8 protein-coding genes and 1 tRNA gene are annotated in these 11,366 nt (G+C 69.2%); 4 read left to right on the top strand and 5 right to left on the bottom strand.

The features are described from left to right. Positions 1-28: 28 nt before the first annotated feature. On the bottom strand, positions 29-2,470 hold the full coding sequence (locus E1291_RS19985) for a protease-associated domain-containing protein (protein WP_131739355.1): 2,442 nt from the start codon (positions 2,468-2,470) through the stop codon (positions 29-31). Positions 2,471-2,623: 153 nt separating this feature from the next. Beyond that, a complete protein-coding gene (locus E1291_RS43315) occupies positions 2,624-3,637 on the bottom strand; it encodes an HNH endonuclease (protein ID WP_207400824.1) in 1,014 nt (337 codons plus the stop codon). A gap of 30 nt (positions 3,638-3,667) precedes the next feature. Here E1291_RS43315 and E1291_RS19995 point away from each other — a divergent pair, with 30 nt between their 5' ends. Further along, positions 3,668-4,009 carry a nucleoside triphosphate pyrophosphohydrolase gene (locus E1291_RS19995; RefSeq protein ID WP_207400825.1) on the top strand — a complete coding sequence of 114 codons (342 nt, stop codon included), beginning with the start codon at positions 3,668-3,670 and terminating at the stop codon, positions 4,007-4,009. Positions 4,010-4,125: 116 nt separating this feature from the next. On the opposite strand, the gene E1291_RS20000 is transcribed toward E1291_RS19995, so the two are convergent. From E1291_RS20000 to E1291_RS20010, 3 genes are all read right to left on the bottom strand, one after another. Continuing rightward, positions 4,126-5,142, bottom strand: coding sequence for a hypothetical protein (locus E1291_RS20000; RefSeq protein WP_242614261.1), 1,017 nt, complete (start codon positions 5,140-5,142; stop codon positions 4,126-4,128). A 456-nt stretch (positions 5,143-5,598) separates the two neighbouring features. Further along, positions 5,599-6,669 (bottom strand): hypothetical protein, encoded by a 1,071-nt coding sequence (locus E1291_RS20005; RefSeq protein ID WP_131739357.1) that lies wholly within the window; start codon positions 6,667-6,669, stop codon positions 5,599-5,601. Positions 6,670-6,828: 159 nt separating this feature from the next. Next, complete coding sequence (locus E1291_RS20010) at positions 6,829-7,698, bottom strand: S1 family peptidase (protein WP_131739358.1); 870 nt, start codon at positions 7,696-7,698, stop codon at positions 6,829-6,831. A 490-nt stretch (positions 7,699-8,188) separates the two neighbouring features. Here E1291_RS20010 and E1291_RS20015 point away from each other — a divergent pair, with 490 nt between their 5' ends. The 3 genes from E1291_RS20015 to E1291_RS20025 all read left to right on the top strand — a co-directional run bounded on the left by E1291_RS20015 (position 8,189) and on the right by E1291_RS20025 (position 11,194). Continuing rightward, positions 8,189-8,764, top strand: coding sequence for a response regulator transcription factor (locus tag E1291_RS20015; protein WP_131739359.1), 576 nt, complete (start codon positions 8,189-8,191; stop codon positions 8,762-8,764). An 83-nt stretch (positions 8,765-8,847) separates the two neighbouring features. Continuing rightward, positions 8,848-8,920: transfer RNA gene (locus tag E1291_RS20020), tRNA-Lys, on the top strand. A gap of 549 nt (positions 8,921-9,469) precedes the next feature. Continuing rightward, complete coding sequence (locus tag E1291_RS20025) at positions 9,470-11,194, top strand: TerD family protein (RefSeq protein WP_207400826.1); 1,725 nt, start codon at positions 9,470-9,472, stop codon at positions 11,192-11,194. Positions 11,195-11,366 lie beyond the last annotated feature (172 nt).

Raw genomic sequence — 11,366 nt, forward strand, 5'->3', positions numbered from 1 at the left:
TCGCGTTGATGACCAGGGCTTCTCTACGTCAGCGGGTGACGGCGTAGGCGTTCTCTATGAGTTGGGTGACGGTGTTGCCGTCGGCGTCCTTGGCCGTGGCGCGCAGGGAGACCTTGCCGCGAAGCGGGTTCCGGATGTCGGCGGCCCAATGGTCGCCGTCTTCGCGGACACGGACCGGTTCCCAGTTCGTGCCGAGGTCTGTGGACGCCTCGACCTTGAGGGACACAACCCGCGCGGACGCCGCCCCCGGCTGGTGCTCGACGCGGACCGGGAAAGAGAAGGGCTGCCCGGCCGGGGCCCGGTTCAGGTCGTCCAGCTCCGGCAGGAACCGGACCGCCATCAGGGGCAGTCCCGCGGCGCCCGAGGTGTGGGCGGAGCGGAACGTCCAGGAGGAGGTCACCTTGGTGGACAGCCTCCAGTCCGGATGGTCACAGGCCGCCTCGATGTCCAGGCGGTAGGCCGAGGCTTCGGGCGGGGCGGCGAACACTCCGGCGGCGGGCGTGTTGTTCTCGCCGACCAGCACGCCGTCCCGGAAGAGACGGGCCGAACCGGTGGTGCAGCCAGGCGTGGAGGACTCGCCCGTGCCGTAGTGGCCGGGCTCGGTGTCGCTGAAAGCCGGGATCACCACGTCCACGGTGTCGCCCTCGCGGAACGCCCATGCCGGACGGCGCCCGGAGGTCATTTCGCGGGACGGCGTCGCGAAGGACGGCCCGGCCACGCCCTTGTTCATCGTCTCGTCCCGCCGCTCACCGGGCCGGTAGGCGCGGGCCTCGGTCTGGACGAGCGGCCGGCCGTCGTCGAAACCGCTTCTGAACTCGCGGGAGAAGCGCACACCCTCCTCGGTCGTGAAGTACTCGGTCCTCGTGGTCGGGGCGGGAACCGGCACATACCACCCGCCGGAGGGGCCGGCGACCCCCACCGACTCGGTCAGCAGACTGCTGGGCAGGGCACCGTCCGCGCCGCGGTAGCGCACCCGGACGGCGGCCAGGTCCTTCTCCCGCGCCGTGTAGACCGGATTGGCGGGAACCTCCCTGGAGGCCGGGTAGGAGAGGTTGTACTGGTACGGGCTCACCGAAATGCCCTGGGTGGTCACCGGGACGGGGCCCGCCTTCGCCAGGTCCCGCAGCCGGGCACCGTCGGGGGCATTGCTCACGGCCGTCGGCAGCTCCAGGCCGCCGTCGAAGCGCGGACCGAACGTGTCGCGGACCAGCAGCACCGCCCGTCCCCCGGCCTGGGCCACATTGCGCACCCGCGCGGGGGTCTCGGGATCGTCGGCGGGCGGCGGGTCGAGCACGACCAGCTTGCCCTTGACATCGTGCAGTTCCTCCGGAGTGCCGCTGCCCCCGTACACCGCTTGCAGCTGGTTCGTCCCGTCCAGCCGCGGATCGTTCCGGAGGCCATCGGCGTACGCGACGTCGACCGGGAACGGCTTGGCCCCGCCTACCTGGAGCCGCAGCAGCGGATCCTGGTAGGTGGCCTGAACCTCCATGTTGAATCGGGGGGACGGCGCCGTGGTGGCGGCGTACGCCTCCCCGCCGGGAGGCATATTCAGGCGGTAACGGAAGTAGCCGTAATCCGGACTGGACGCCGCCTTCCCCAACAGGTCGACCATCCAGGACGTCTTACGCGCGGAGGGCCGGTCGGCGTTCGCCTCCACCTTGACGGCCTTGCGGGCGTCGAAGGTGATCACGCGGTCCCGGTCGAGCACCACCTGGGTGTCGACCATCCCGGTGTAGGCCGCGGCTGCGTTTCCGGGCCGAGGCGTGGCGACCGTGCTGAACACCATGTACCGCCCGGCCGGTAGCCGTATCGTCTCACCCGAGGAACCACTCCAATAGCCGGACGGGTCGTCGAGGCTATAGGCCAGCCACTCCGCCACAGTGTCGGCCCCGGGCGCGCGGCCGTTGCGGTCGAGTATCTCGGCTTTCAGGTCGTACTCGGCCTGCGTGCCGCGCCGCCGCGGGCCGGGCGCGACGCGCGGCACCCCGGCCGGGCGGACCCCGATGTCACCGGGCGCTGCCGACAGCGCGCGCCAGAACCGCGTGGCGGACTTCTTGGCGAGCGAGACGCCGCCCCGTCCCGTGACCCCGGGCAGCCGGGTCGCCGCGGACCCGGTGATCGTCAGCGGCAGCGTCGCGGTGTGGGCGTCGTCCTGACCGGCGGCCAGTTGCCGGCCCACGTCGAACAGCCCCCGGTCCAGCCGGCCCTTGGCCACCAGCCGCGCCGCGTCCATCGGCAGGACGACGACGTGCGGCCCCGCTTGTTCCTGGACGAAGCCGACGTTCTCGCGGCCGGGACCGGGCTGGACCGAAACGGACCCGCCGCGGACCTGCACCCGGTCACCGGTGACCAGCGTGACCGTGCGTGCGACGGCCCCGGTACCGCGGGGGACGGCGCGGTCCGGAGCCCGTCCACCCGGCCCGTCGGCCAGCGCGGCGGGCAGGATCGAGACGCCGACCAGGACGGACACGGGCAGGACGAGAAAGCTTCTGGATCTCCAACTCACAGGGCGGCTCCCAGAGCGTAGACGAGTTGATCACCCGTAGATGTCCGGCCCCGCCCCGCGATTACACCCCCGTTTCCCGATCCCCATCCGCCTCGCCCCCGGATGCGGCCGGTGAGATCACGATGCGGTGCGGGGTCCTGCTGGTGGGCTCCAGACGGCGGGCAGTAGTTCCGTCGCCCTTTGGTAGGCGCGCTTGAGGGTGGCATGCCGGTCGGCCGCGGTTCCGCCGGTCTGGGCCATGAGAACTTCGCGCAGCGGGTGACGTGACTCGATGAGGTCGTTGTTGCGCTGCTCCAGCCAGGGCATCCAGCCTTCGTGCGGCGCCCGGTCTCGCTTGGCGTCGTTGCAGGGCTTGCACGACAGGACCAGGTTCCAGACGGCGTCGACGTTCGGGCCGTCCCAGTGGCGGGTGAGCTTCCAGGGCAGGACGTGTTCGACTACGGGTCCTGCGTCCCGCGCCATGAGGTCGTTGCAGTACGCGCAGCGGCCATCCTGATATCCGTTGAGCGCGGCCACGACTCCGGTGACGCTCTTACGACGCTGCTTGGTCCGCAGGACCAGCTGCTGGGTGCCGGAGTCGTAATCCAGGGCGGGGCCTCCCAGGACTGCACCGGACACACCGGACGCCCACGCCGTCTCCACCAGCCGCCATCGGGCAGCGGTTTCGGCGTCGAGGTCGGCGGCGTGCACCGAGTGGGCCAGTTCGAGAAGCTCGTCGCGCAGTACCAGTCCCGGGTTGGTGGGGTGCTTGCGCTGGTCCTCGTAATAGCGCACCGGTGCCTGAGCGCCGCCGAGTTTGGGGAAGGCGTCGACGACGTTGCTGAAGCCGAGCTGGACCGTCCGCTGGTGCAGCGTCTCTTGGTCGAGGTCCCCGACGTTGAAGCTGCGGCAGGCGTCGAGGAACTTGCTGCGGGCGGCGGTGCCTTGCCGGGGCTGACGCTCGAGGGCCTGGCACAGCAACTCGGCGTACCGCGGAGCCGCCTCCTCCAGCGTGACGTGGTTGCGGCCGGTCGCGGCGAGTTCCAGCAGAGTCGCGCCGAAAGCGAACTTGTAGGTGGCCGAGTTGGCGCCGTACAACACGATGGCGCGCCATACGCTTTCACCGGTGACCACACCGCGTCGATAGTCCACGGCAGCAGTATCGGCCAGGAGGGTGACATCGTGCCCCAGGAGCAGACGATCGTCCACGGCAAGCTGGTCCGTGACCGGATCCCGGAGATCATCGAGGCTTCTGGCCGGAGGGCCACGGTGCGCGTCCTCACCGAGGCGGAGCTGATCCCCGCGCTGATGGCCAAGCTCGCCGAAGAGACCGAAGAGCTGCGGCGAGCCGAACCCGACCACCGGCTGGAAGAACTGGCCGACATCCACGAGGTACTGGCGGCCCTCACTGAAGCACTGGGAATCTCCGACGAACAAGTACAGGAAGCAGCGGCCCACAAGCGCGCCGAACGAGGCGGCTTTAGCCACCGCCTGTGGCTGGACGAAGTGACATCAGCCGAATAGGCCATGTCCCCACTCCAGACCAGAACGAGCACAACGTGTTTCGCTCTCAGTTCACGGAGAGCAGTTCAGCCACCAGGAATCTCACCCGTGCGCCGCCCATCTCGACGAGATCCGGCTCAGCCTGCCGTCCAGACCTTCGCCATGTGTTCACGGGCCGCCGGCGGCGCGGGGAGCCGCTCGAAGGCACCCGGCCCCTGCCGGTACACGCAGTCCACCCCGTAGCGGTGGAGAAGTGCCACGGAAACCTCGGCCGGCTTCTCGGGGAACAGACCAGAGAGCCTGTCGGCCGGTTCAGGGCTATGGGCGACATAGTCGAGAAGTTGTCCCAGGGCATCGCGCACATACCGATGGCCAGAGCCGCTCTTGGCTTCAATGATCTCTGTACCGTCGGGTCCTGTGACATGGATGTCCGTGATACCCACCGGCGTCCGCAGTCTTCCGGGCTCACAGCCCAGGCTGTCCACGTACTCGCTGACAAGTAGGGCTTCCGCGCGGTGGACGAGTACGAGCCGTCCAGCAGTCTGATAGCTGGTCTGGGGAGTGTGGACGTTCTCCAAGTCCACCACCTGTGTGCCCTGGGCGATCGCCTGAGCGACCTCGTCTTCCCGCACAAGATCTCGCTGGAGACTGACGGACGGGGTGATCCCGAGCCCTTGGAGCACCGCTTCCGACTTATCGTCGTCCAGTATCCGGAGCCCCATGAAGTTGTCACCCTCGTTGAAGCCCGGGAGCGCCCAGATCTCCCCGTAGGGAATCTCCGTGGGCTGGAAGCTCAGAAGACTGTAGACGTTGCTCCAGCTACCGTCCCCGCCAGGTGCCCAGAGAGTGTCAGCGAAGGCCGCGTTGTTGAAGAGGACGCCGACCTCCCCGATACCGCAGACCTTCTTCTGACCAGTGAACAGCACCACATCGCCGAGGTGCACGCGCGCCATCTTGCTGTCCTGGAACGACCTGGCTCCCCAGAACCGGGCCCGCCCTGACGGATGAAGCCGCAACAGCGCCGCACGCTGATCCTCAGAGAGGCGGTCCTCACGTTCCGACGACGTGAACAGGACTTCCTGCCCCAGAGTGTCGGCCCACCGGCGCCTGGATGCAGCGTTGCCGGCGGAAGGCTGGATGACTACGACCGTCACACTCGGTCCTCTTGGTCGGATTTGCCACTAGTGGCCCAGTCCAACCATTTTTGCACCTATGAGCATCTCTTTCGACCGCTTAGATACGTCCGCCCAGCTCATCCGCATAGACACGAGAAGCCCTGCTCATCCGAGGATGGCCAGGGCTTCTGCAGCCGAGCTCAGCGGGCACCCGCCCTCCGAGGGATGGAGTTGCCTGCGCCGGAACTTCGAGCGTCGCCCGCAGCCCTCACCGCTGATAAGCGGAGCGAATCCCGGCCCCGTCAGCGGGCAGAACGGCTCGCCGGGTACGGCGGGCTCCAGAGCGGGACGCGCTTGCCGGCGAAGGGCGAATGAGAACCGCACGCAGGCACCTTTCTTCGCAAAGCCCTGGGCGTTCCTATGAATGCCCAGGGCTTCTCCACGTCCGGCCTGCTCACGATGGAGTCGGCTGCAGGTGAGCGGCTCCGTGCTCGGTCAGTTCGTGTCGGGGGTTAGGAGGACGGCCAGCCTGTTGTGCCTGTTCGAGGGGTCGACGGCGGTCGCGGCGATCTGGCCGGCGTCGTTGATGCCGTAGGCGGCGCTGATCCGCAGGCCGGTGTCCGGCGGGATCAGCGTGTCCAGGTCGGTGCGGACGCCGTTGCTGTACACCCAGCCGCCGCGGCCGTCACCGACGATCGTCCCGGCCTTGTTGATCGCCTGGGCGGCGCCGGACGTGCTGCCGCCGAGGTCCGGCCACAGGTCGACCACCTTGCCACCCGAGAAGATCACCGGGTGCCGGGGCGCGAACTCGCCGCCGTCGACCCCGGCCGCGCCGACCACGACCCCGGAGGAGTTCATGGCGTGCGCCTCCGACCAGGTGCTGCCGGGCAGCGAGCCCAGGCTGGTCGGGGTGCCGTTGCGCCACACGGTGGCGAAGGCCTGGCTGGTGTCGTGCGAGGTCGAGGACAGGCCGAGGACCTGGCCGTCGGCGGAGATGCCGAACGCCTCGGCCGCGTTTCCGCCGGGCAGCGGCGGGAGGAAGGTGGTCTGGCCGTTCTGGTAGAGCCACGCCTTGCCGCTGTCGAGGCCACTGCCGGCGATCTGGCCGGCGTCGTTGATCGCCCGCGCCTGGACGTAGCCGTCGGCGGGCAGGATGCCGAGGTCGGTCAGCTTGCCATTGCGCCAGACCACCGGGGCCTGCCGTATCGGCAGGGTGTTGTAGGCGGTGCCGACGACGGTGTCGGACGAGTTGATGCCGTACGCCGCGGTCGCGTTCAGCAGGCTCGGGTCACTGGACACGATGCCGAGCAGGTTGGTCAGCTGCGTCGGGCTGGTGCCGAGGTAGGCGGACTGGCTGCCCTGACCGGGGAACGAGGCCAGGCCCGCGGTATGGCCGGCGGCGTTGATCGCGTACGGGATGTTCCCGGTCGCGCCGCCCGTGGCCTTGATCATGGTCACCTTGTAATGGACGGGAGCGGCGACGGCCGCATGGGCCGGGGCGACGGCGGTCGCGTACGCGAGGGGTGCCGCCAGCAGGGCCAGGGCGCGTGCCATCCGATTCCGCATGTTCTCTCCCTCGAAGACGAGTCGACACAGGGAGATATGCGAACGGGATACACAGCGCCGCAGCCAGGCCGTCTCAGCATGGCAAGGGCCTGGTCATCCGGAGGGATGACCAGGCCCTTCTGAGTGCTTTGGGCGGCCCGGCCCGGGGGTGGGGGGCTGCTAGTGCGTGAGGGCCTTGGCGCGGTGGGGGACGAGGCAGCCGGGGCGGTTCGTGTCCAGGACGCTGCCGGGGGCGATGCAGGCGGCCAGGATGTAGGTCTGCTGCGCGTAGCCGATGTGGGCGCGGACGGTGACGCGGCCCTGCTCGTCGACCTCACACGGGTTGTTGAGGGTGCAGCGGCCGCCGCTCTCGTTGATGGTGTTGTTCGCGCCGACGACCTTGCCGGATCCGGCGTCGATGACCGGCGAGCCCGAGGTGCCGCCGATGACGTTGCAGGACGAGGTGTAGCGCAGCGAGTCCTTCCACGTCCAGTCGGCCTCGCGGACGCGGTAGGCGAAGCCGTCCAGGCGGCAGGAGTAGATCCGCTTCCAGTAGCCGGAGACCACGCGCAGGTCGGCGCCCGTGGTGGGGTGGTCGGTCGACAGCTGCAGGGCCGGCGTGTTGTACGACTGCTTGATCTTGGCGTAGGTGGTGCTGAGCTTGTACAGGGCCACGTCCGTGTCGGTCATGGTGGCGTACAGCAGCGTCGTCGCGCGCAGGGTACCGAGGCTGCGCTGGCCGGTGGAGTCGAGGAGGCTGAACGTGCGGCTGGACGCCCGGTTCGTGATCACCTGTCCGGCGCCGGGCTCGCCACCCTCGTAGCAGTGCCCGTTGGTGAGCACGAGCGCCGGGTCGGTGTCGGCGGCGGTCGGCGTCCGGACCAGCGAGCCGGAGCAGTTGTTCAGGGCGACGATGCCGGTGAAGTCGACCGCGGCGACCTTCGGCGGGGCGGGCACGGACGGGGCGGCGGACGCGGTGGCGGCGGTGGCGGTCACCGTCGCCGCACCGAACACCGTGGCGGCGAGCACGCCGAGGATGCGTCTGGACATGGAGGCGGGGTCCTCTCGGTCAGTCGGGGAGCGGTCAGGCCGTCGGGGCGGTACCGGGTCGCGGGCCCGATGCCGGCATCGCCGCACCGGCGGGGAATGGCCTGGCAGCGTGATGCTAACCACCAAACTGACGATCGAAAAGACCTGAGTTGACCAACCAGCGAGTATGCGGCGAATTGGGCAGGAAGTGACTAAGAACCCGCCGGATCGCGGTGACCGGCCGGCGCGTTCCGCTCGCCTGGAGTGGTCATTCCCTACTCCGGGACGGGGTTTTACAAGGGTTTCTCCCACCGCGCACCGGGGCCGCCGGGACCCGCGTGATCATGCCGGACGCGTCCGGCGGGCCCGTCCGGCGTTCGCGGAAAGATCATCGCCCGTCCCGCGAAAGGTGACCCGAACGCCTTCTTCATGGCGCGGTTCGTTGGCTCCGGGTGATCGGACGGTTATGCTCCGATCTTATCCATGCCAACGACACCCCAAGGGCTTACGGATGAGTGTCGACGAAACGGCTCCACTGCGCGTGCTCGTGGTGGACTGTGACCCCCGCGTCCGGGCACAGGTCGTGTCCCTGCTCGCGGACAGCGACGAACTCGAGGTCGTCGCCGAGACGGCGGGGGGCGCCGACGCGGTCGGCCTGGCCGCGCGCCTGCGTCCCGACATCGTCCTGCTGGACGCGGACGCGGCGCGCACCGGCCACGCGGCCCCGCTCAGCCGCGCCTCCCGCGTGTTCGTGCACGCCCCTCCGGACGACGGCTGCGTCGAGACGGCCCTGCGCGGCGGCGCGTGCGGGCACCTCGTCCCGGGCTCCTTCACCGTCCGCGACCTGATCCGCGGCGTGCGCGACGCGTCCCGGGCCTCGCTCGGGCTGTCCGCCCGCGAGGCCGAGGTCATGGACCTGATCTCGACGGGACGCTCCAACGGCGAGATCGCCCGGCAGCTCTTCCTCAGCGAGAAGACGGTCAAGAACCACGTCAACCGGATCTACGCCAAGCTCGGCGTCAGCTCCCGCGCCACCGCGATCGCCCTGTGGCGGGGCATGATGAGCGTCCTGCCGATCAAGGACTAACCGGTTCGCGCTGGTCCGCAGGTGCTGATACTGTTCTTCTTGTCGCGAGGGACACCGGCCAAGGCCGGAGCCCCCGCAGACGGGCGCCGTTAGCTCAATTGGCAGAGCAGCGGACTCTTAATCCGCGGGTTCGGGGTTCAAGTCCCTGACGGCGCACCCGCCCTGACCTGGGCAAACACAGGCTTGATCACGTTTGCCCGTCAGTGTTTTTGGGCCCATTTGCACGCCCAGTCCGCTCGCCGGATGCGTACCCGACGTCGGGTTCCGATTCAGTTGGCTTTGTTCCAGCCGCTTTCACATTCCAATTCGAGGTCGTTGTCGGCGCCGACGGCGGCTGCGGCGACGTCAAATACTGGGCATGCCGAACGCCGTGTCGTCCCGCTATACAACATCGACTTCGCGCCCGACCGGCAATTCAGTGGATCAATCCGCCAAGTCGGTCTCGCAGCAGCACGCGGATGTCGTCCCGGCAGGGCCGAGACCTCGCCGCCGTCCGACGCCGCACGGCAGATTGTGGCCAGAGCCGAACGCCCGTTGCAGCGAGGATGGGAGACTCCCGGGACGGGAGGGATCATGGGATTTGGTTTTCGCGTCGGTGTGCCGGGGATGAGCGTACGGGTATCGACTCGTGGCGTACGCACGTCGGTCGGTCCTCGGGCCGCGCGGATCAGCATGGGCTCCGGTGGAACGCGGATCTCCAGCGGCATGGGGCCCTTCTACGCCTCGACCTCGCTCAGCGGCGGACGCCGCCGGACCACGACCACGCGGCGGGCGCCCGCACGTCGATCCACTGTTCCGTCGGCGGCGCAGTTGGAGCGTGCCCGGCGGCAGGCCGAACGCGCCCAGCAGGAGGCGCAGCGCGCCGCGGCGATCGCTGAATTGCAGGAGCTGCGCCGCCAATCCACGAGCGTCCACCTCCAAGACTTCCCCACGGCCGCCCCGCCCGCCGTCCCCACGCCTCCGAATCTCGGACCGGCCTGGGCGCGAGCCGAGGCGCTGGCGTTCCATCTGCAAGGAGTGGGCAGGCTGGCGCGAAACGCGCGCAGCGCCGCCAAACAGGCGGCTGAGCAGGACGCGGCCACCTACCTGGCAACCGAACAAGCACGCCTGCGGCAGGTGCACCACCACTTGGCGGCCGAGGCGGCGCACTGGTGGCAGGCTCTGGTGGGCAACGATGAAGAGGTGGTGTGCGAGGCAGTGAACACGGCCGTTGCCGACAACCCGGCGGCCGGTTGCGCCGTCGGAGTCGATGGGGCGGTGCTATCGGTGGTGATGCGCCAGCAAGATCTCGACACCCTGCCCGACCAGTCCCCCGGCCTGACGCCCAGCGGGCGGCCCACCCTCAAGAAACTGACCCAACGCGATCGCATGCTGTGGTGGCTGACCATCATGGGCTCCAACCTCATCGCCACCGTCAAGGAGGCCCTCGCCACCGCACCCGGCATCGCGGCGATCGACCTGGCCGTACTCACGCGCATCCCCGACACTCGGCGGCTCGGCATCGTCGCCTACGGCCGGTGGACCCGCCAGGCGATCGAGTCCGTCCGATGGTCGGATCCGCAGGACGCGCTGCGCTTCTTGGACATCGGGCAGGATGTGACCTGCTCGATCACCACCACGGCGTCCGGCAACATCTCCAGCAAGATCAAACCAGTCGACGTCGATCGCCTGCCAGGATTGCGCGCCCTGCTGGACAACGCCCAGGACGAATCCGAACCCGGCGCCCCCTCCTTGGCTCGGCTCGACGCCGACCTGGCCGCCAACCCCGTACCATCCCGGCCACTTGCCGACCCCTACCAGATCACGCCCTTCGCCGAGTGGAAGCGTCAGGCGGCCCCGGCGCCGTGGCCTGAGCGGAAACCGGCTCCCCCGGCACCTGCCCCTCAGCCGTCGGCCACCCGGGTCGCCGGGCAGACGGTGGTGCTGCCCGAGATCGCGCAGCAGGGGCTGGTGGTGAGTTTCACCTTCGCCGGCTCGGACGCCGATCTCACCTTGCTGCTGACCGGCGCGGACGGGCTCGTCGCCGTTGATGAGGACTTCATCTTCTACAACCAGCCGACCGCCGCAAACGGCGCCGTCCGCCTGCTGGGCAAACAGCCCGAGGGTCCGCGCCTGGTTGAACGGGCCGCGCTGCACCTGGCCGCCCTGCCCCCACGCGTCGAGCGTGTGGTGGTGTCCATCAACATGGACGTCGACACTGGGCTCACTTGCGGGGCGCTGACGCAGGCCGTCCTTGACGCCAGGTGCGTCACCGGGGCCGCCTGGCACTTCTCCGTACCGGCTGATCCGAACATCAGGGCCATGGTCGTGGCCGAGTTCTATCGGCACATCGTCGACGGCGCCCCGGCCTGGAAGCTGCGCGCCGTGGGCCAGGGCTGGTCCGACGGCCTGGACGGACTCGCTCGCGCCCACGGCGTCCACGTCGACTGAACACTCCGCCCCGAACCCACCACGATGCTACAAGGGTGACCGTCCGGGCCCTGTCGACCGCCGATTTGCTGCCCCTAGAGGGTGTCTGAAAAGGGTCAGGGCGGGCGCCCGGTGAGCCGATGGAGCAAGATCATGCTCATCGCCAGGTAGATGGTGCTCTCCGAGGTGTCGA

Source organism: Actinomadura roseirufa, assembly GCF_900659635.1.
GTDB classification, from domain to species: domain Bacteria; phylum Actinomycetota; class Actinomycetes; order Streptosporangiales; family Streptosporangiaceae; genus Spirillospora; species Spirillospora roseirufa.

Bases quoted from the DNA above. Each gene is read 5' to 3' on its own strand.
- E1291_RS20005 (WP_131739357.1), bottom strand. From the start codon at position 6,669: ATGCGGAATCGGATGGCACGCGCCCTGGCCCTGCTGGCGGCACCCCTC.
- E1291_RS20010 (WP_131739358.1), bottom strand. From the start codon at position 7,698: ATGTCCAGACGCATCCTCGGCGTGCTCGCCGCCACGGTGTTCGGTGCG.
- E1291_RS20015 (WP_131739359.1), top strand. From the start codon at position 8,189: ATGAGTGTCGACGAAACGGCTCCACTGCGCGTGCTCGTGGTGGACTGT.
- E1291_RS20025 (WP_207400826.1), top strand. From the start codon at position 9,470: ATGGGGCCCTTCTACGCCTCGACCTCGCTCAGCGGCGGACGCCGCCGG.